Raw genomic sequence first — 18,786 nt, 5'->3', positions numbered from 1 at the left:
TCGGGTCAGATCGGGTCACGGGCAATCGGACAGGTCATGCAGTGCCCGCCGCCGCGACCGCGACTAAGCTCGGCGCCCTCGACCGTGATCACTTCAATTCCCGCGCGGCGCAGAAGCGTGTTGGTATAGACATTTCGGTCGTAGCCGATGACCACACCGGGTTCGACCGCAACGACATTGTTGCCATCGTCCCATTGCTCGCGCTCGGCCTCGTAGCGGTCGCCGCCCGTGGCGATGATCCGCAGGGACTTCAGCCCAAGTGCTTCCGCAACCACTTCGGTGAACGGTTTCTTCTCATCGGTGACCTCAACCGCGGACTTTCCGTCACCTGGCCGCAGCGAGAAGGTGCGCAGCCGCTCGACCACTGGCGGATACATGGTCACCAAATCGCGGTCGCAGAATGTGAAGACGGTATCGAGATGCATGAAACTGCGGTCCCGCGGCATCAGTGCGGCAATCACACGCGTGGCTTCGCCGGCTGCGAACAGGCTGCGCGCGAGGTCGCCCACGGCTTGCGGCGTGGTGCGCTCTCCCATGCCGATGAGAACCGTTCCGCCACCAATCGGCATGACATCACCGCCTTCGAGGCTGGTGCCCGTTCCCAAGTCCGGCGAAACAAAGGGGACGCCGCTGTCGCGGAAGCGAGGGTGGAAGCGATAGACGGCTTCGACATTGGCCGCTTCCGGGCGCCTGGCGGGCCAGTACATGGCGTTGACCGAAACCGAAGCGTAAATCCAGCATGAGCTGTCGCGGGTGAAAAGCTGGTTTGGCAGCGGCGGCAGCACGAAATCCTGGGGGGCGAGCGTCCTTCCCGTCAGGCCTTTGGGCTCGAAAGGAAGCTCCGCCCGGGCAATGCCGCCGACAAGGTAAGACGCCAGCTGCTCCGACGGCATCTCATTGAGCCATCCGCGCATCTCGTCGACCATGTCCAGCCCAACGACGCCGGGATGAACCCGGCGGTCGAGGAGCCAGTCGCGGGCCTTGGCCAGGCTCATTGTCTCTGTCAGCAGCTCCCCGAAGGAATGCACCAGAACGCCGCGTTCGCGCAAGGCATCGACGAAGACGTCGTGCTCCTGGCGGGCCCGCTTGACCCACAGCACGTCGTCGAACAGCAGCGCCTTGCAGTTCTCCGGCGTCAGCCTGCGCAGGCTGAGATCCGGACGATGGACCATCACCTCGCGCAGACGGCCGACTTCGGAATGGACACCCAAGCTTGTCATCGCGTCATTCCTCTCACAGCGGGCTGACAGCGCCGGTCCACATCTCGTAAACGGCGAGAATGGCGACGGCGACGAGGGCAGCGGCGAGTGCCGCTTCGGCGGGATGGAACACGCGCTGATTGGTTTCGCGGCGCGCCCAGATGTAGAAGAGGATGCCGGGCGCATAGAGGATCGCGCACATGAACAGATATGCGGGGCCTGCCGCGTAGACGAGCCACAGCCCATAGACCGTCGCCAGCAAGCCTGCGAAAAGCGGACCGGCGCGTTGCTCGCCGCCCTCGTAGCTCTCTCCGGTCAGCGCGAGCTTGGCAGCGTAGGCCCCTGAAAAGATGTAGGGTACCAGGATCGCGGCCGACGCGATGTAGAACAGCGCCTGGTAGGTGCTTTGTGCGAAAAGTGTGATTATCAGGAATGCCTGGACGAGCAGGTTGGTGATCAAGAGCGAGGTTGACGGCACACCACGGTCGCTTTCGCGGCCGAAGAATTTCGGCATCGTCCCGTCCTTGGCGGCGACATGCGGAATTTCGGCGGCAAGCAGGGTCCAGCTCAGGAAGGCGCCAACCACCGACACGACAAGCGCGATGTTGATGAGAATAGCGCCCCAGGGCCCGACAACGGCCTCCAGCACGCCTGCCATGGACGGGTTCTTAAGCACGGCGAGTTCAGGCTGGCTGAGGATGCCAAGCGACAGCAGCGACACCAGGGCGTAAAGCGCGAGACAAGTGAAGAAGCCGAGAACTGTCGCCGTGGCGATATCCTTGCGGCGCTCGGCCCGGCTGGAAAATACGCTGGCACCTTCGATGCCGATGAACACCCACAAGGTCACCAGCATCGTGCTTTTCACCTGCGCGGTGATCGAGCCGAGACTGGCGTTGCCCAGACCGGTGAAGTCGAGCGACCAGACCTGCAGTTTGAAGGCGACGGCAACAACCCCGACGAACAGGACGATCGGAGCGATCTTTGCCACCGTGACGATGAGGTTCACGACCGCCGCCTGCCGGATGCCGGCGAGAACCAGGATGTGGATCAGCCACAGCAGGATCGACGCGCCGAGCACTGCCTGCCAGGTGTTTCCGTCACCGAAGGCCGGAAAGAAATAGGACAGGGCGCTGAATACAATCACGGCGTAGGAGACGTTGCCAACCCAGGCACTGATCCAATAGCCCCAGGCGCTGTTGAAGCCGATGAAGGGACCAAAGCCGGCCTTGGCGTAGGCGTAGGGCCCGGCGTCGAGTTCGGGCTTGCGGGTGGCAAGCGATTGATAGACGAAGACCAGCGCCAGCATGCCGACCGCGGTGATGGCCCAGCCGATCAGGATGGCAAGAGGCCCGGCGCCGGCAGCCATGTTCTGCGGCAGGCTGAACACCCCGGAGCCGACCATCGAGCCGATCACCAGTGCGGTGAGGGAACCAAGTCGAAGCTTCGTCGATGCCGAGGTAGTGGCTCTAGGGACAGGGATGTTGATTCCGGCCGTGCTCATGATGCGCTCCCAAAATTCGAAGACCTTGATGGGAGGCATTGAACACGAAAAAGGAGCGGGAGCTTTGATGCGGGTCAAATCCATCCGCGCGGTGGCAAATGACGGTTTGCGTTGCCGTTCCGATTTCAAGGTCGCCGCGTAAACCGCTCGCTGATCCCGGCTCGCACATTTGTCCGGTCCACGTCGTCCGTGTGGCGTCGCCGGCTCCCGCGATCATGCCGAACAACGGGCGACCGACATGCGCCTGTTGTTCGGCGGGATGCGAATCGGGGCTGGCGCGTTGGCGGATCGTCAGGCGATGTCCGCCGGCTCGGCTGCGCGTTTTCGCCCCGTGATCATGGCCCTGACAAGGTTTTCACGATGTCGAAAGCTCGCCAGCGCGACGCCACCTATATGGAAAAAGACCAGCACAAGCAGGCCGTGCGCGGCAAGGCTGTGCGCCGCTTCGACCCACGACACGCCGAAATAGGCGTCCGTTGTCATCAGCCATCCGGTCAGCGCGGTTGAACCCATCGCCGCAATCAGCACGACGACCATTGCGCCGCCGGCCGGGTTATGGCCGATGTAGCGGGCTTCGCGACCGCTCAGCAACGCCAGGAGGTAGCGTAGCACTGTTGCCGGATCACGCACGAATTGCGAGAAGCGCGCATAGGGGGTACCAAGAACGCCCCACAAGAGCCGCATCGCGACCAGCCCGGCAGCGGCGAAGCCAGCCCAATGGTGAATGTCCTCCGAGGAATGGGAGGTGAGCCAGGCCGTGACGAAGCTGAGCACCAGCGCCCAGTGGAAGCTCCGCACGACCCGGTCCCAGACGCGCACCATCTCCGGAGATGGCTGCGCGTCCGCGGCTACCGATACGTTCCGATCAGTTTTCGCCGGCTTCGGCATTGTCGAGCTTTTCAAGGGTCTCGGCATTGTAGGCCAGGTTCACTTTCTTGCCGGCCTTGTCGACTGCGTAGACTTCGTAACAGCCCTTCTCGACCTTGATCTGGCGGACGGTAAGGCCTTCGCCGGTCAATTGCGCCTCGAGCGTTGCCTTGGGCTTGAACTGTGATTTCGGGGCGGTGCTGCAGCTGGCGCCAGCGGCGAGCGCCGGTCCTGCAGCAACCATGCCGGCGAGAGCGGCGAGAACGAGTGTGCGATACATGAAGGCTCCATTCGGGAGGTTGGGCGCGGTGATGCGCCTTGAGGGGTGGATTTCGATCGGTTCGGTCTGACGGCGATATGACGTCATTGATGCGGCATAACCAATTCAACCTGACAACTGGCTGACAGCTGCATCGGCGCCACCGATCGGGCTCGCCGCCGGTGAGTTTGATCTGGCGCAAGGACGGCGGGGGACGCCGCGAGCAGGATGGCGGTCGGGATGTGGAGCGCTTGTGCTGCCGTCCTGAAGGAGGATCGTCATGAAATCCATATCGAGGAGAGCAGCGCTCGGGCTTGCTGCCGCAATGCTCATGGCCGGCAGTGCTGGCGCTGCCCAGGCTGCCGCGGTTGTCCAGGTCTCGCTGTGGGACAAGGGCGCGAGTGCGGAGATGCCGACGGGTCTTGCCTATGCAACGCCAGGACTCGATCTCGCCAAGGCGACCATGGGCATCAAGGTCTCGCCCGGTGCGGTGAAGGCCGGGGAGGTCACATTCGATGTGACGAATGACTCCAAGGACACCGTTCACGAAATGATCGTGATGTACCTTGCCGATCCCGGCAAGCCACTTCCTTACGTTGAGGCCGAGAACCGGGTCGACGAAGACAAGGCTGGCGACAAGGGCGAAGTCTCGGAGCTCGATCCCGGCAAATCAGGCACATTGACCGTCGAACTGAAGGCTGGAAAATACCTGCTTATCTGCAACGTGCCGGGTCACTTTGGAGCCGGCATGTGGGCCGAGTTCACCGTCGATCCATAGGCCCTGAACCAGGCAGCCCTTTGGCCCGAGCCTGCGATTGTCGCGGCTTTTGAAAGCTTGCCGGGATCGCCATTGTTCTCGGGGGGGGGGGCCGCCGCACGACGCGCGACGGAACGGGCTGCGTGGGCAGTGTCCGGTGTTTCGCGTGGTTGAAGATCGCATCGCCGTCGCGTGATTTCGGGTCTGGCGGAAAGGGTGGATCGCAGTCCGCTTTCGTTTGTTTCCGGGCATCATGGAGCGCGTCATGAGAGCAATGGTGCTCGAAAGCATTGGCACCCCCCTGAAACTCCTCGACAGGCCCGATTCCATGCCTGGCGCGGGCGAGATCCGGCTGAAGGTCGAGGCATGCGCGGTCTGTCGGACCGATCTGCATGTGGTTGACGGTGATCTGCTTCATCCGAGACTGCCGCTCATCCCGGGGCACGAAATCGTCGGCATCATCGATTCGGTTGGCGATGGCGTCGCCCGTTCCAGGGTCGGGCGCAGAGTTGGCGTGCCTTGGCTCGGGCATACGTGCGGACATTGTCCCTACTGCGCCGCAGGGAGTGAAAATCTCTGTGACCAGCCAGACTTCACTGGCTATACACGCGATGGCGGTTTCGCCAGCCATGTCATTGCCGACGCGCGGTTCGCCTTCGATCTGGACCCGGATGCCGACCCCGTGTCGCTGGCGCCGTTGCTTTGCGCTGGCCTGATCGGCTGGCGATGCCTGAAGAAAGCCGGTGACGGCAAGCGGCTCGGGATCTACGGCTTCGGCGCCGCAGCGCATATCGTCGCCCAGATCGCGATCTGGCAAGGTCGTGAGATTTTCGCCGTCACCCGGCCGGGTGACAAGGAAGCACAGGAATTTGCACGCTCGCTCGGAGCGACCTGGGCGGGCGGTTCGGATGAACTTCCGCCCAGGCAGCTCGACGCCGCGATCATCTTCGCTCCTGTCGGTGACCTGGTGCCGATCGCGCTTCGTGCTGTCCGCAAGGGTGGCCGTGTGGTTTGCGGCGGCATTCACATGAGCGACATCCCGGCGATGCCTTACAAATTGCTTTGGGAAGAGCGTGAACTGGTGTCGGTAGCAAACCTGACGCGCCGCGACGCGGAAGAGTTCTTCCCCATTGCGAAGCGCGCGCAGGTTCGCACGCATACCAAGGTCTATCCGCTGGAACAGGCCAACCAGGCGTTGGACGATCTGAGGGAAGGGAGATTGAGCGGCGCCGCCGTCCTGGTGCCGTGATTGACACTCAACGATCGTTATCTGGCCCGTTCACCCAGCCCACGCATTTGCCTGATCCATTTCGCGCGGGTTGCGTCGCTGGCGGCGGCGACCATGCCGAACAAAGCCTCGCGCACCGCTTCGCCGCATGGCAAGATCGCGGCAGAACCGGTCCGGGGACGGGTCGGGATAACCGGCCACAATTGAGGGCGCGTCGCGGCATGGTTCACTTCCAGTGAGCCTTGCCCCTAGGCTTCAAGGCCGTTCGACCCGTGCCACCTGGTAGGTATGCATGGCGCCGTTGCGCTCGATCGACACATACTCACCGGTCACGAACCGTTCTTCGCCGAGATGAAAGCCGATCTCGTCGTCACGATCGCCTTCGGCATAGTCGAAATACCACTGTCCACCGGGCTTGCGGCGGAGCCGGCCGATCAGATCATCTTCGCCGGCGCGAAACCGGCGCACGCGGCAGGAGGCCTTGTGCGACTTCCATTCCTCGGCATCGATCCGGCCTTCGCCGGTCAACGGAGCGAGCACGTCATAGCCCTCCTCACGGTCGCCTTCCGGGTGGCCTTTCTCGCGGGCGAGCAGCAGCCGGACATTGCGGAATTTCGGGGTAAGGTCCTTCAAATCGGTCATGGAGAACTCCTTTCATGGAGTTCCATAGAACGGTGGCGGGCCTTGGCCCTTGATCCGCATCAAAGGAGGATCGAGAACCGCGCTTCCATCAAAGGCTGGTCAACAGCATGGCGCAGGTGCCCACGGTTACGGCGATCAGGGTTGCGCCAGCCAATGGCAACCAGAACCGGACCGGACCAGCGGAGATTGCGAGCAGCAGGCGGCCAATCGCATTTGCCGCCAGCGCAGCCAGCACCGCCTGGCCCACCGTATCGACAGGGACCGAGTGTTTGACGAGGCGCAACGCGCCAAGCACCGAGACATCGACATCGAACGTGGCTGCAAGTGCCGAACTCGCCAGCAAGCCGCGCCCGCCGAATTGAGCGGCCAGCGCGGCACTTGCGGTCGCGACGACAGCAAAGAGCAAGGCGAAGAGCAGCAACGGGCCAAGTTCGAATGGATTGCGCGCGATCGTGCCGCCTTCGCGATTCCCGCTGTCGCGAGCCAGCAGCAATGTTCCGCAGGCAGCGAAGGCGAGCGCCGCACCAATCGCCGGGACGCCGACGGAAGCGAACACGCTTGGCTCGATGATCAGAACCACGACGCAAACGCGCAGGACCGAAACCATTGCCGCCAGCGATGCCGCGCCCGCGAGCGGCAGTGGATTGCTTGCCGACGCTGCGTTACGGGCGAGCGCCACGGTTACGGCTGTGGAAGAGACCAGGGCACCAGCGAGTGAACTGACGAGCAGACCGCGCTTGGTGCCAAGCATGCGGACGGCGACATAGCCGGCGAACGATATCGAGGCCATCAGCACCGTGAGAAACCAGACCTCCCAGGGATTGAAACCGCCCCAGGGGTCCAACGTTCGGTTCGGCAGCAAGGGCAACACGATCGCCGTCATCACCGCCAGGATCAGCGCCGATCGCAGTTCGATCCACGTCAGTTGCCGCAGCAGGCTGTGCAAGATTTCGCGACTGGCAAGAATTGCCGCCAGCGCCGTTCCACCGGCAGCCGCGGCTCTGTAATCCCCTGCTACGGAAAGCGCGCCAAGCGCGAAAACACCGAGACCGGCGATCACGCTCGTGACGCTGAAATCCTCGTCATGGGCAGCCTCACGCGCCTTGTACCAGGCGAAGATCACCGCGAATGCGATGAACCCGCCGACCAGCACCGATACCGCATCGAGCGCTTCGGCGAGCGCGGCCAGAACCCCGCCGAGCAGGCCGGATATGCCAAAGGTGCGAATGCCGGCCGTGCGGCTGCGATCGGGCGCTTCCCGCTCACGCCAGCCGCGCTCCAGCCCGACGAGCAGGCCAATGGCCAGGGCCAGTCCGAGCCGGGCGATGAGCGGATCCACGGCGCGCCGGCTTTCAGGCGGCGACCGTCGGCAGGCGGTCGCGAACCCACCTGACGATCTGGCTTGCCGTCATTGCGCCGGACGCGCGCGCGATTTCGCGCCCGCCATGAAAGAGGATCATCGTCGGGATGCCGCGAATGCCGAGCCTTGTCGCCACAGCCTGCTCGTTGTCGGAATTGAGCTTGATCAGGCGAACAAGCGGCTCCAGTTCGTTCGCCGCCGCCTCATATGCCGGCGCCATCATCTTGCACGGACCGCACCATGGTGCCCAGACGTCGACGACAACGGGGACGCTGCTGCGCGTGATCTGCCGATCGAATATCTCCGCGTCGACGTCCTGGGGGTGCCCCGAAAACAATCTGGTCCCGCACTTCCCGCATTTAGCCTGTCCGGCATCGCGGCCCGGCGGCAGGCGGTTGACCCCGCCGCATTTGCTGCAAACCACCAGATTCTGCTGTGCCATGGCCGTTCCCCGATTTGCGGTCGCCTACTATGCGCGTCCGAGACGTCCATCGCCAAGGGTGCGCAACGCGTTGAGAATAACCGCTACGTCTATCCCCTCCTGAAGCAATGCGCCTGCCACCGGCGTGATCTGCCCCATGGCCGCCGCGACCATCGCCACGGCCGAGAGCGCGAGCCCGACAACGATGCTCTGCAGGGCGATCGCGCGCGTGCGTTGGGCGATCCGCACCGCCTCGGCAACAGGCTTCAGCCGGTCGGCGAGAACAACGACATCCGCCGCCTCGGAAGAGGCCGTCGCCCCGCGCGCGCCCATGGCGATGCCGACCGTCGCGGCGGCGAGGGCGGGGGCATCGTTGATGCCATCGCCGACCATCATTGTTGGCGCCGTTGCCTTCTCGGCCTCGACCGTCGCGACTTTGTCCGCGGGAACCGCATCGGAGACGATGACATCCAGATCCAGCATGGAAGAAATACGCTTTGCCGCGGCACCATCATCACCCGTCAGCATGACCATGCGCGTGATGCCGGCCGAGCGCAGATTGGCGAGCGCGTCGTGTGCATCGGCACGCAATGCATCACCGAAGGTGAAAACGCCGGCAAGGTGTTCGCCGAGCGTAACGAAAACCCTCAACACCGGCGCATCCCGATACCGATCTTCACCGTTTTTGGCCCAGTTGGGCAGGGGTTTGTCGGCGAGCGCGAAAGCCCGCGATCCCGCCGCGATCGACGTGTTTTCGACCCGGCCCTTCAGGCCCGCACCGCGATGCTCGCGGACATCATGTGGATGCGAAAGCACCAGTTGCCTGTCGCGCGCCGCCCGGATGATCGAGTCGGCAAGCACATGGTGCGAGGCCTGTTCCAAGGATGCCAACAGCTGCAGCAGATGGTCGGTGCCGCGCCCAGGCGCCGCTTCGATTTCGATGAGCTCGGCACCACCGATGGTCAAGGTGCCGGTCTTGTCGAAGATCGCGGTCCGAACCTGCGCAAGGGCCTCCAGCGCCGCCGAGCCCTTCATCAGGATGCCACCGCGCGCGGCGCGCGACACACCGCCGATGAAGGCAACGGGGGCGGCGAGAATGAGCGGGCAGGGCGTTGCGACAACCAGCACGGCTAGCGCCCGGATCGGATCACCGGAAATGAACCACGCGATGCCGGAAACAAGCAAGGTGGCCGGCAACAAGAACAGGGCGAAGCGATCGGCCATGCGAATAAAGGGCGCTTTGACGGTCTGCGCCGCCGCGACCATGCGCACGATCGCGGCATAAGTGCTCTGGTCCGCGAGGGCAGAAGCCCGCATACTGAAGGTCTCACCGGCATTGAGGGTACCGCTGCGCAACGTGTCGCCGGCACCGCGCCGTACCGGCAACGGCTCGCCGGTCACCGCCGACTCGTCGAGGGAGGCCGAAGCATCGAGAAGGATGCCGTCAACAGGCAACAACTCGCCGGCACGCACCAGAAGATCGTCGCCTACTCCCACCTCATCGACGGAGATGGTTTCTGTTCCTGACGCCGATTTGCGATTCGCGACGCGCGGGGACCGGTCGGTCAATGCCTTGAGGTTCCGCTCCGCGCGGCCGCGCGCGAAATCCTCGAGCACAGTGCCGCCAGCATACATGATAGCGACCACCACCGCGGCCAGCGGCTGGTCGAGCAGCAGCGCGGCGGACATTGACACCAGCGCAATCGCGTCGACCCCGAAACGACCGATCCAGAAATCGCGTAAAATGGAAATGGCGAGAGCCACCACCACGGGCAGGGTCGCCACCGTCCATATCGTGCCGGCGTCGAAGGGGCCGAATCCGGTTCTCCAGACTCCGAGCCCACCGGCCAGCCCCAAGAGAGCGATGACCAGCAATGTTCGCCGCAAGGCGGACTCGTTCATTCGATGCCCCTCGACCTTGATGATTCCTGCAACGCTAGAGCTCGCTGACCATCTCTTCCAGCAGACGCCGCACGTCATTCGCGATGCCGGCCAGTCCGGGGTTGTCGACAGCACCCATCGAGGCGACAGGATCGACTGCCGCGACCTCCACCTTCCCTGGGGAGATCTCCGTGACGATGACATTGCAGGGCAGCATGGTTCCGATCTTGTCCTCGGCCTGAAGCGCACGCCACGCGAAATGCGGATTGCACGCGCCAAGGATCACGTAGGGTTTGAAATCGGCGCCGAGCTTGGCCTTCATCACCTGCTGCACGTCGATCGACGTCAGGACGCCAAAACCCTTGTTTGCGAGCTTGCTGGTCACATGGTTGACTGCCGCGGTGAACGGCATGTCGACGGTCTTGCTGAAATAGTAGCTCATCCACTTTCCGATCTCTGATCATGACCGCTCGCCACTCCGCCAACGGCCGGCTCGAACCTCATGAGACAGTTAATCGCGATCCCGGAGAAGGCTTTGATCCAACGCAATGAACGGGCAAGATCGAATGGCGACTATCGCTGCGAACTGGAGGCACAGGGGTGACGATCCGAAATCTCGAATATGCGTTCGCCCCGAAGTCGGTTGCCGTCTTCGGTGCATCGGCGCGTGACGGCGCCGTCGGCCGTGTCGTGTTCGACAACATCGTCAACGGAGGCTTCGCAGGCGAAATCTGGCCGGTCAACCAGAAATACTCCGAGGTCGCCGGTCGACGATGCTATGCCAAGGCGGCCGACCTTCCCGGGGTCCCAGACCTTGGTGTCATCGTCACGCCGCCTGAGACAGTTCCCGCCATCGTGCGCGACCTTGCCGAAAAGGGTACGCGGGCGGCGGTTGTCATCACTGCCGGGCTGACGCGCGAAAACGGCTTGCGCCAGGCGATGCTTGATGCCGCCAAGCCCACTCTTTTCCGGATCATCGGGCCGAACACGGTCGGACTGATGATCCCGCCCGTCAAACTCAACGCCGGATTTGCGCATATGGCCGCCAAGCCCGGCAACATAGCGCTACTGTCGCAATCCGGCGCCATTGCCACGTCGCTGATCGACTGGGCCGGCAATAACAATGTCGGCTTCTCGCAGATCGTCTCTCTCGGCGACATGGCGGATGTCGACGTGGGAGACTGTCTCGACATGCTGGCGGGCGATATGCACACCCGCGCCATCGTGATGTATCTCGAGACCATTCCCAATCCACGCAAGTTCATGTCGGCGGCGCGCGCGGCCGCGCGCCTCAAGCCGGTGATCGCCATCAAGTCGGGCCGGCACGAGCAATCGGCCAAAGCAGCCGCGACCCACACCGGCGCGCTATCCGGCGCGGATCGTGTCGTCGATGCGGCATTGCTGCGCGCGGGCATCCTGCGCGTCAAAGGCCTGGCCGAGTTGTTCGATGCGGTTGAAACGACCGCCCGTTTCGCTCCGCTGGAACGAGCCCGCCTCGGCATTGTCACCAATGGCGGCGGCGCCGGCGTGCTTGCCGTCGATCAACTCATCGACTGCAACGGCGAACTGGCAGAGCTTTCGCCGGAAACGATAGCCCGCCTGGACGCCGTCCTGCCGGCCACATGGTCCCACGCCAATCCAGTCGACATCATTGGCGACGCTCCGCCCGAGCGCTACCGGGCCGCGGTCGAGGCTGTCGCGGCCGATGCCGGGACCGACGTTGTCCTGGTCATGAATTGCCCGACCGGGCTCGGCTCGCCGCTCGCGGCGGCAAGCGCCGTGACGACGCTCGCGCGGGACGGCAAGATCGGCGGCAAACCGGTCCTGACCTGCTGGCTTGGCGAACACACGGCGCGAGAAGGGCGTCGTGTTCTTCAAGATGCGGGCATTGCCAGCTTCGAGACGCCCGCCGACGCAGCGACCGCGGTCTCCTATCTCAGCGACTGGTCGCGCGCCCAACGGGCCCTGCTGCGCACGCCGTCGAGCCGCGACGAGGACGCCACGAGCGACCGAGAAGCAGTGCTTGCGATATTCAGGCAGGTCGCGAAGGAAGGTCGGCGAATGCTCACCGAGCCTGAAGCCAAGGCGGCGATTTCCGCTTACGGCATTCCGGTGCCCGAGACGATCATCGCCAGATCCCCGGCCGAAGCGGAGGCGGCGGCCGGCCGGCTTCTCAGAACGTGCGAGCAAGTCGTCGTCAAGCTGCTGTCAAAGGCGATCTCGCACAAGTCGGACATTGGCGGGGTGGTGCTCGGCATTACCGGCGCCGCCGCCGCCGGGGAGGCCGCGCGCTCAATCGAGGCTCGATTGCGCAAGCACGATCCTCAGGCCGATATCGAGGGCTACGCCGTCCAGCCGATGGTGGTGCGAAAACAGGCACAGGAACTGATCCTTGGTGTCAGCCGCGACCCGATTTTCGGCCCGGTTCTCCTGTTCGGGGCGGGAGGTGTCGCCGTTGAGGTGATGGACGATACCGCGATCGCGTTGCCGCCGCTCGACGACGTTCTTGCCGGCGACCTGATCGGACGAACGCGGATCGGCCGCCTGCTCGCCGGGTTCCGCGACCGCAAACCCGCGGATCGGCAGGCGATCGTCGCGGCGCTCAACGCTCTGTCGCAGATGATTGTCGACTTTCCGTGCCTCGTATCAATGGACATCAATCCGTTGCTCGCCGACACTGCCGGCGTGATCGCACTAGATGCTCGCATCGAGATCGAGCCGGAACGCGTGGAGGAGCCAGGGCCGAACCTGGCGCTCGCCATCAGGCCTTATCCGACAGGCTGGACCAGGGACTTTTCGGCAGGCGGCGCCCACTATCACATCCGGCCGATCAAACCGGCCGACGTCGAGCTCTATCCCGAATTCCTCGCCAAGATTTCACCGGACGATCTGCGCCTGCGTTTCCTGTCGCCGCGCAAGAGTTTCTCCGACCAGATGTTGAAGCGGCTTACTCAGCTCGACTACGACCGCAACATGGCTTTCGTCGCTCTGGAGACGGGCACCGGCGCACTGGCGGGTATCAGCCGGCTGTCCTGCGATCCGGACCATGTCAGCGCCGAATACGCACTGCTGGTGCGGACGGACTTGCAGGGCCATGGCCTGGGTTGGGAATTGCTCCGGCAGATCGTCGATTATGCAAAGGCCGATGGGATCGGTCGGATCGAAGGCATTGTACTCAGCGAGAACGCGAGGATGCTGGCAATGTGCCGCGAGTTCGGCTTCTCGATAGGGTATCTTCCGGACGAGCCCGGCCTCGTCGAGGCAAGGCTCGAACTCCGTTGAGGTCGACCTGCCTGCCGTACCAGTCAGGAGGCTGTGCGCAGGGTCTTGGAAGTATCGCTCTCGGAAAACCCTTTCAATTCCGCGACGATGTCGACGAGCTTTCGATCGGCGTTGATCTTGCGCCAGCCAACCTGCGTGGCATTTCGCTGCAACTGCCGTGAGAGGATATCGATGGTGGCGTCCGAAGGGCCGCCCTTGCGTTCACTGACCCGCTGCCAAAGCACGAGTGGGTCCGCTTCCAGCCAAAATCCGGAGAATGTGATACCCCGGTCGCGCGCCGCCTTCTCGATCCGCTCCCGATCCGCCGGCCTGTCGAAAACGGCATCGGCGACAACCGAGGCGCCCTCAGAAAGGATCAAGCCGGCGCGCCATGCCATTTCGTGGTAGACGCGGTCGGAGACCTCCGGCCGATAGGCCCGGTCCGGCAGCCTCGTCTCGGCGGGCACCCCATGCATGGCCTTGCGGATGCGGTCGCTTTCGACAATGCGGGCGCCGGGCGGCGCTCCGACCTGGGCGGCGAGCGCTTCGGCCACAGTCGTCTTGCCGGAACCACTCAGGCCGCCGACGGCAACGAGGCGCGGCGAGGTTTGCTGGAGAAATGCTCGAGCAAGTTCGAAATAGGATCTCGCCTGGGCAATCAGCTTGTCGGAATCGGCACTGCCTTCCTCGACCTGCGTTGCGGTGACGTGCGCGCGTACCGCGGCACGGACCGCCATGAAAAAGGGCAACAGGGCAAAGCCATCCTCGTCGTCGGCCTCGTCGAGGTAGCGGTTCATCACGAGATTGGCGAGTTGGGGAAAACCCCGGTGCCAAAGATCCATCAGCAGAAAGGAAAGATCGTAGAGCACGTCGATGCTGGCGATCTGGTCGTTGAATTCGATGCAATCAAAGAGGCGCGGCTCGCCGTCGAAAAGACAGATGTTGCGCAGGTGCAGGTCACCATGGCACCGACGGATCTTGCCCGCGGCTTCGCGACGGTCGAGCAATCCGGAATGCCGGGCGAGGGCGGTGCGAAAGGCGTCGGCCAAGGCCTTGACCTCTGCCTCTGTGAAAACATGGCTGGTGGCAAAGCCGGCCTCGTTGATGTCGAGCACACCCGCGATGTTGGACGACCCGCTGCCATCGTGGACTGTCGGCGCGGCACGGTGATATCCCACGATCATGCGTGCGACGGCGGTCATCAGTGCCGGCGTCAATTCTCCGTTGGTTGCCATCCGATCGAGGAGCCTCGACTGATCGAAGCGGACCATCTCGATCGCTGCGTCGACCATCTGGCCGGCGCCGTCAAAGGCCAGTTTGCCGTCGGCCTCGCGTGTGATGCGACACACACCCAGATAGAGGCCGGGTGCGGTCCTCGAGTTGAGTTCCACCTCTTTCTCGCAAGCGGCCAGCCTCAGTGCCGGCGTCGAGAAATCGACATAGGGCAGCTTCACTGCCCGCTTCATCTTGTAGGCGCGTTCGCCAGTCAGAAAAATACGCGAGATATGGGTCTCGATCGCCTCGACCGGCCCGGCAGCGGCGTATGAGGCAGGATCAAGCAGAAACGCGACGGCGGCTTGCTGGTCATCAACGATCATGGACCGCCTCCTTGATGCTTGTGTCTTGCGGAGACCGTTTCCGCCATGTGTTCTCATTGCTGCAGTGTCTCGACATAGCCAGCCAGATCATGGATCCGTTCCCTGGTGACGATTTCCCCTGCGTTCGGGCCATATTTCTTCACGTCACCGGGAAGGAACTGGCGCCCCCAGACCGGCATGTCGCGCTCGCCATGCGCCGGCACCATGGCGCGGCCGTCGATCACGGCAAAAACCCGCCAGTAGGGGAATTCGCCACCATTTCGCCTGGAGAGACGCGTCAGGTCGGCGGGGCGCTTCAACAGCTCGTCGCCCAAGGGGCCATCGCCCTTGCCTTCGGGGCCATGACAGACGGCACAGGAGTTCATGTATTCCGCCTTGCCGTTGCCCAGTTCCTGAGCGGCGGCCGGATTGAAGGCCAAGCCTGCGAACACCGCGGCGATCAGGAGTCTCACTTGCGTCTCCATCGGTTAATTGGCTGAAACCTACAGCCGCGCCCTGCAAGTACGTTGATGCGGATCAAATGCAGCCGCGAAAGCGTGTTTGATTCAGCGCAATGAGCGCGCCCGCGCCCCTCTGTATAGCGGCAACCACGATTGAACATTTCCTCGAGATCAGGAGTTGCCTCCGTGACATTCCGGACACTGCTTACGGTTACTGGGCTGAACCACGGTGAGGGCGATCTGAAGCTCGCGGCTGACCTTTGCGAACAGATCGACGCCCATCTCTCCGTACTCGTTGTCGCCATTGCGCCGCCGTTGCCTGTTGGCGAATACGCGGCTGTGGTCTCGGATACCTGGTCGAAGGAAAGATATGACGACCTGAAACGCCTGAAGAAGAGAACCGCCGCCGTGTCGGATTTCATCGTTGGCCGGGCGCTTTCCGCGGACATCGCCAACGCATATCCGGAACAAGGCTCCGCCGACGAAGCAATCGGCCGGCGCGCCCGCTACGCCGACATCACGGTAATCGGGCCGGAAATGCTTGCCGGCGAGGCGCTGAAGAACAAAGTGATCGAGGGCGCGCTGTTTTCATCGGGAAAGCCAGTATTACTGGTTCCCGGGAAGGCGCGGGCGACCCTGAAGCCCAAACGCGTTCTTGTCGCATGGGACGCCCGTCTCGAGTCGTCGCGCGCCGTTCGCGAGTCGCTGGACATGCTGAAAGGCGCTGATGAGGTGCGCCTGGTCATGGTCGATCCGATCGAGGGCGAACACTATCATGGTGCGGAACCCGGAGCAGACGCAGCAGTCTATCTTGCCCGGCATGGCGTGAAGGTCACGGTTGACCGGTTGCCGAGTTCGAACCACTCGGTCGCCGACGTGCTTCGCCAGCATGCCGTCGATGTTGCCGCCGAGCTGATGGTGATGGGCGCCTATGGCCATTCCCGGTTGCGCGAGCGCATCTTCGGCGGCGTCACGAAGTCGATGCTCGAGGATCAATCGCTGCCGGTCTTGATGGCACGATAACAGTTCAACGGCAGGAAAAAAAGAACGGGCCGGCAGGAGGTTGCGCCGGCCCGTTCTTTTTCTTGCAACGAACTGGTGGGACGAACTCACTCGCTGGCTTCGCGTCCGGACACCTGCTCGATCGATATCCGGAAGAAGACGTGCGGGGCGCTGTCGGCAACCGGGGGAATGGCCGGCTTGAGCGCGCCAGGTTCCCACCAGTCGGCGTGCTGGCTCAGGACCGACCACGCATGATCGCGCTGAAGCTTGTGGCCGATGCGGTCGGGCAGTTCTTCATAGCGGCCGTCGACGATCACGCTTCTCCATCCTCGTCCCTGGCCGTGTTCGCCAACCTGGACCGACACCCGCGGATTGGCCCGCATCCAGTCGATCTTCTTGCCCGGCAAGGAGAACGCATAGAGGTGATTGTCCGAATGGGCATAGTGCAGGGGCACGACATAGGGCTGGCCATCCTTCGCGCAAGCCAGGTGGCCCAGGCGGCTGGCGGACAGCAATTTGGTCGATTCCAGCACAGAAAGCGTCCGGACCAGCATCAATGCGATCTCCTGTTCTTCTCGGCCGTTGAGCCATCGCCAGCGACGTCGCGCCGGCGTATCTTGTGCAACTGGGCGGCTTCGTCCATGGCGGCAATCACTTCGCCGTCTGAGAGCTGCGGGAACCGCAGATAGTGATAACCCAACGCACGGAACCGCCCAGGCTGGCTAAGGCATACCACGCGGTCCGCCTCATGAGCCAGTTCGGCCACGGTATCCGGTGGAGAAACGGGCACGGCCACGACAATCTCCATGGGCGCGCGATGCCGCAGCGCACGGATGGCAACCTTCATCGTCGTGCCGGTCGCGGCGCCGTCGTCGACAAGGATCACGGTCTTCCCGGCGACTGACAACGACTTGCGGTTGCCCTTATAGGTGATGCGTCGACGTTCGAGTTCGGGGCGTTCGAGAGCCACCAGCGCGGCAAGATCGGCATCGTCGAGCGAATAGGCCTCGACGATCTCCCGGTTGAGCACGACGTCGGGCGGATTGCCCTCCACGACAGCGGCAACGGCCAGTTCCGGATTGCCCGGCGCACCGACCTTGCGGACGATGAGCAGGTCGAGCGGCGCACCGAGGGCTTTGGCGACCTCGGCGGCGACGGGAACCCCACCGCGCGGCAGCGCCAGCACAATTGGCTGGTAAAGGTCGAGCTCCGCCAATTCGATGCCGAGCCTTTCTCCAGCCTCCTTGCGGTCGCGGAACATCGGTCAATCCACCGGCCAGAGCTCACGAAGAGACTTCTTCATCGAGTTTCGCACCTGGATGATCTCACCATGTGAAATATGGCGATCGAGCAGCTTGAACACAGCGTTGATGGCGACATCGAAATCGACTTCGTCATCGCACCCGAAACTGGCTTCGACACGGACGATGAAATCGCGCTTCTTGCGTTCGCATGCGTTCGCAGCGGTTGGGGCCCAGCCTTCGAAAAAGACGCCGCGGATCAAGACCGGCAGCTGCGCCGAAAGATCGGCCATTTCGGCCGGCGACAACCAGTCGCGCACAGCGTGGAGAACGGTCTTGAGGAGCCGGTATGCGCTCGGCTCACTCCAGCAAAGATCCGTCGCAAGTTCGTTGACCCATTGCTGCGCCTGCTGGGCGGCGTGGGTGAAGCTGGCGAAGGAGGTGTGGGACATGTGGCTCATGACGTGCTCCCCTCTGAAGAACCACATCATTTTCGAGCTTCGCGAACGTTTGCGCATTGCGCCGGATCAATTGGCCTTCTCGACACACTGGTACGCATTCTCTCGATTCCAGACCAGCCGGTGGAACGATGCGGAAAACGTCATGCAGATGTTGATCCTGATCAACGACGCCATGGCCAATGGCGGTAGGTGTTTTCCTGCAGACGTCTTGTTTGCGACTGCCTCACAATGGAGCACCGATCATGCAAACTCATTCCGAGCCGTCGCAATTCGGCATGCAGCCCCTGCCGATGTTGGAAAATGGCCAAAAGTGGATCCTCGCCGCTGCATCCCTGCAGGCACACGCCTTCAAAACGATGATGCGCTATCAGATCGAAACGCTCGCGTTCTTGAAACATCGTTACGAGCAAGACGTTAAGCTGGCCGAAGATCTGGTCGCCGGTTCCGAGTTCAATGACGCGTTCGACGTCTTTTCGACCTTCCTGCAGAACGCGACATCGGAATATGTTACGGAAGCCGGCAAGGTCGCGGCGCTGACCTCGAAACTCACTTCGGAAACAGCCCGGCGCGTGCGCAAGGAAGCCGATACCGCGATCGAGGATATGGCAGCGAAAACAGTCGCGTAGACCGCAAAGCTTAACCGGCGTGGGACGGTTTGGTCCTCCCGC

The 18,786-nt window shown here is 63.1% G+C and carries 19 protein-coding genes; 5 read left to right on the top strand and 14 right to left on the bottom strand.

From position 1 onward, the window contains the following. Positions 1-5 precede the first annotated feature (5 nt). From OOJ09_RS18840 to OOJ09_RS18825, 4 genes are all read right to left on the bottom strand, one after another. Positions 6-1,220: an arginine deiminase gene (locus OOJ09_RS18840; RefSeq protein WP_269906622.1), complete on the bottom strand. Its 1,215-nt coding sequence runs from the start codon at positions 1,218-1,220 to the stop codon at positions 6-8. 13 nt (positions 1,221-1,233) lie between these two features. Beyond that, positions 1,234-2,700: an arginine-ornithine antiporter gene (gene arcD, locus OOJ09_RS18835; RefSeq protein ID WP_269906621.1), complete on the bottom strand. Its 1,467-nt coding sequence runs from the start codon at positions 2,698-2,700 to the stop codon at positions 1,234-1,236. A 291-nt stretch (positions 2,701-2,991) separates the two neighbouring features. Further along, positions 2,992-3,522 (bottom strand): cytochrome b/b6 domain-containing protein, encoded by a 531-nt coding sequence (locus tag OOJ09_RS18830; RefSeq protein WP_269906791.1) that lies wholly within the window; start codon positions 3,520-3,522, stop codon positions 2,992-2,994. A gap of 43 nt (positions 3,523-3,565) precedes the next feature. Next, positions 3,566-3,847, bottom strand: coding sequence for a PepSY domain-containing protein (locus OOJ09_RS18825; RefSeq protein WP_269906620.1), 282 nt, complete (start codon positions 3,845-3,847; stop codon positions 3,566-3,568). A 259-nt stretch (positions 3,848-4,106) separates the two neighbouring features. On the opposite strand from OOJ09_RS18825, the gene OOJ09_RS18820 reads away from it, so the two are divergent. Further along, positions 4,107-4,604, top strand: coding sequence for a cupredoxin domain-containing protein (locus OOJ09_RS18820; protein ID WP_269906619.1), 498 nt, complete (start codon positions 4,107-4,109; stop codon positions 4,602-4,604). A gap of 244 nt (positions 4,605-4,848) precedes the next feature. Beyond that, on the top strand, positions 4,849-5,832 hold the full coding sequence (locus OOJ09_RS18815) for a zinc-dependent alcohol dehydrogenase family protein (protein WP_269906618.1): 984 nt from the start codon (positions 4,849-4,851) through the stop codon (positions 5,830-5,832). 234 nt (positions 5,833-6,066) lie between these two features. Here OOJ09_RS18815 and OOJ09_RS18810 read toward each other — a convergent pair whose 3' ends face one another. From OOJ09_RS18810 to OOJ09_RS18790, 5 genes are all read right to left on the bottom strand, one after another. Next, positions 6,067-6,453: a hypothetical protein gene (locus OOJ09_RS18810; RefSeq protein ID WP_269906617.1), complete on the bottom strand. Its 387-nt coding sequence runs from the start codon at positions 6,451-6,453 to the stop codon at positions 6,067-6,069. An 88-nt stretch (positions 6,454-6,541) separates the two neighbouring features. Beyond that, complete coding sequence (locus tag OOJ09_RS18805) at positions 6,542-7,792, bottom strand: MgtC/SapB family protein (RefSeq protein WP_269906616.1); 1,251 nt, start codon at positions 7,790-7,792, stop codon at positions 6,542-6,544. A 13-nt stretch (positions 7,793-7,805) separates the two neighbouring features. Continuing rightward, a complete protein-coding gene (gene trxC / locus OOJ09_RS18800; protein WP_269906615.1) occupies positions 7,806-8,255 on the bottom strand; it encodes a thioredoxin TrxC in 450 nt (149 codons plus the stop codon). A gap of 27 nt (positions 8,256-8,282) precedes the next feature. Continuing rightward, complete coding sequence (locus OOJ09_RS18795; protein WP_269906614.1) at positions 8,283-10,136, bottom strand: heavy metal translocating P-type ATPase; 1,854 nt, start codon at positions 10,134-10,136, stop codon at positions 8,283-8,285. Between the two features lie 34 nt (positions 10,137-10,170). Beyond that, positions 10,171-10,557, bottom strand: coding sequence for a DUF302 domain-containing protein (locus OOJ09_RS18790; RefSeq protein WP_269906613.1), 387 nt, complete (start codon positions 10,555-10,557; stop codon positions 10,171-10,173). 158 nt (positions 10,558-10,715) lie between these two features. On the opposite strand from OOJ09_RS18790, the gene OOJ09_RS18785 reads away from it, so the two are divergent. Continuing rightward, positions 10,716-13,397, top strand: coding sequence for a bifunctional acetate--CoA ligase family protein/GNAT family N-acetyltransferase (locus tag OOJ09_RS18785; RefSeq protein ID WP_269906612.1), 2,682 nt, complete (start codon positions 10,716-10,718; stop codon positions 13,395-13,397). A 23-nt stretch (positions 13,398-13,420) separates the two neighbouring features. Here OOJ09_RS18785 and OOJ09_RS18780 read toward each other — a convergent pair whose 3' ends face one another. Together OOJ09_RS18780 and OOJ09_RS18775 are read right to left on the bottom strand one after the other, a co-directional pair. Then, entirely contained in the window at positions 13,421-14,974 is a 1,554-nt protein-coding gene (locus OOJ09_RS18780) for an AAA family ATPase (protein ID WP_269906611.1), read from the bottom strand. Between the two features lie 53 nt (positions 14,975-15,027). Further along, entirely contained in the window at positions 15,028-15,426 is a 399-nt protein-coding gene (locus OOJ09_RS18775; protein ID WP_269906610.1) for a c-type cytochrome, read from the bottom strand. 174 nt (positions 15,427-15,600) lie between these two features. Here OOJ09_RS18775 and OOJ09_RS18770 point away from each other — a divergent pair, with 174 nt between their 5' ends. Beyond that, the gene (locus tag OOJ09_RS18770) at positions 15,601-16,437 is read left to right on the top strand and encodes a universal stress protein (protein ID WP_269906609.1); all 837 of its coding nucleotides are present in this window, start codon (positions 15,601-15,603) and stop codon (positions 16,435-16,437) included. An 86-nt stretch (positions 16,438-16,523) separates the two neighbouring features. Here OOJ09_RS18770 and OOJ09_RS18765 read toward each other — a convergent pair whose 3' ends face one another. The 3 genes from OOJ09_RS18765 to OOJ09_RS18755 are packed head-to-tail and all read right to left on the bottom strand — an operon-like array spanning position 16,524 to position 18,148. Beyond that, positions 16,524-16,970 (bottom strand): pyridoxamine 5'-phosphate oxidase family protein, encoded by a 447-nt coding sequence (locus tag OOJ09_RS18765; protein WP_269906608.1) that lies wholly within the window; start codon positions 16,968-16,970, stop codon positions 16,524-16,526. Beyond that, positions 16,970-17,677: a phosphoribosyltransferase gene (locus OOJ09_RS18760; RefSeq protein ID WP_269906607.1), complete on the bottom strand. Its 708-nt coding sequence runs from the start codon at positions 17,675-17,677 to the stop codon at positions 16,970-16,972. The genes OOJ09_RS18765 and OOJ09_RS18760 overlap by 1 nt, the downstream gene beginning before the upstream one ends. A 3-nt stretch (positions 17,678-17,680) precedes the next feature. Then, the gene (locus tag OOJ09_RS18755; RefSeq protein ID WP_269906606.1) at positions 17,681-18,148 is read right to left on the bottom strand and encodes a DUF2267 domain-containing protein; all 468 of its coding nucleotides are present in this window, start codon (positions 18,146-18,148) and stop codon (positions 17,681-17,683) included. Positions 18,149-18,360: 212 nt separating this feature from the next. Between OOJ09_RS18755 and OOJ09_RS18750 the strand changes: the two genes are divergently transcribed. Continuing rightward, positions 18,361-18,744, top strand: a complete 384-nt coding sequence (locus OOJ09_RS18750) for a phasin family protein (RefSeq protein ID WP_269906605.1) — start codon at positions 18,361-18,363, stop codon at positions 18,742-18,744. Positions 18,745-18,786: the final 42 nt, after the last annotated feature.

The sequence above is a fragment of the Mesorhizobium qingshengii genome (assembly GCF_027563465.1).
GTDB lineage: Bacteria > Pseudomonadota > Alphaproteobacteria > Rhizobiales > Rhizobiaceae > Mesorhizobium > Mesorhizobium qingshengii_A.
This window is presented reverse-complemented; position numbering and strand designations above follow the sequence as displayed.

What these genes read in the sequence shown, in the direction of transcription:
- OOJ09_RS18760 (WP_269906607.1), bottom strand. Translation starts at nt 17,677, where the DNA reads ATGTTCCGCGACCGCAAGGAGGCTGGAGAAAGGCTCGGCATCGAATTG.
- OOJ09_RS18780 (WP_269906611.1), bottom strand. Translation starts at nt 14,974, where the DNA reads ATGATCGTTGATGACCAGCAAGCCGCCGTCGCGTTTCTGCTTGATCCT.
- OOJ09_RS18840 (WP_269906622.1), bottom strand. Translation starts at nt 1,220, where the DNA reads ATGACAAGCTTGGGTGTCCATTCCGAAGTCGGCCGTCTGCGCGAGGTG.
- OOJ09_RS18790 (WP_269906613.1), bottom strand. Translation starts at nt 10,557, where the DNA reads ATGAGCTACTATTTCAGCAAGACCGTCGACATGCCGTTCACCGCGGCA.
- OOJ09_RS18755 (WP_269906606.1), bottom strand. Translation starts at nt 18,148, where the DNA reads ATGATGTGGTTCTTCAGAGGGGAGCACGTCATGAGCCACATGTCCCAC.
- arcD (WP_269906621.1), bottom strand. Translation starts at nt 2,700, where the DNA reads ATGAGCACGGCCGGAATCAACATCCCTGTCCCTAGAGCCACTACCTCG.
- OOJ09_RS18820 (WP_269906619.1), top strand. Translation starts at nt 4,107, where the DNA reads ATGAAATCCATATCGAGGAGAGCAGCGCTCGGGCTTGCTGCCGCAATG.
- OOJ09_RS18825 (WP_269906620.1), bottom strand. Translation starts at nt 3,847, where the DNA reads ATGTATCGCACACTCGTTCTCGCCGCTCTCGCCGGCATGGTTGCTGCA.
- OOJ09_RS18765 (WP_269906608.1), bottom strand. Translation starts at nt 16,970, where the DNA reads ATGCTGGTCCGGACGCTTTCTGTGCTGGAATCGACCAAATTGCTGTCC.
- trxC (WP_269906615.1), bottom strand. Translation starts at nt 8,255, where the DNA reads ATGGCACAGCAGAATCTGGTGGTTTGCAGCAAATGCGGCGGGGTCAAC.
- OOJ09_RS18750 (WP_269906605.1), top strand. Translation starts at nt 18,361, where the DNA reads ATGCAAACTCATTCCGAGCCGTCGCAATTCGGCATGCAGCCCCTGCCG.
- OOJ09_RS18795 (WP_269906614.1), bottom strand. Translation starts at nt 10,136, where the DNA reads ATGAACGAGTCCGCCTTGCGGCGAACATTGCTGGTCATCGCTCTCTTG.
- OOJ09_RS18810 (WP_269906617.1), bottom strand. Translation starts at nt 6,453, where the DNA reads ATGACCGATTTGAAGGACCTTACCCCGAAATTCCGCAATGTCCGGCTG.
- OOJ09_RS18830 (WP_269906791.1), bottom strand. Translation starts at nt 3,522, where the DNA reads ATGGTGCGCGTCTGGGACCGGGTCGTGCGGAGCTTCCACTGGGCGCTG.
- OOJ09_RS18815 (WP_269906618.1), top strand. Translation starts at nt 4,849, where the DNA reads ATGAGAGCAATGGTGCTCGAAAGCATTGGCACCCCCCTGAAACTCCTC.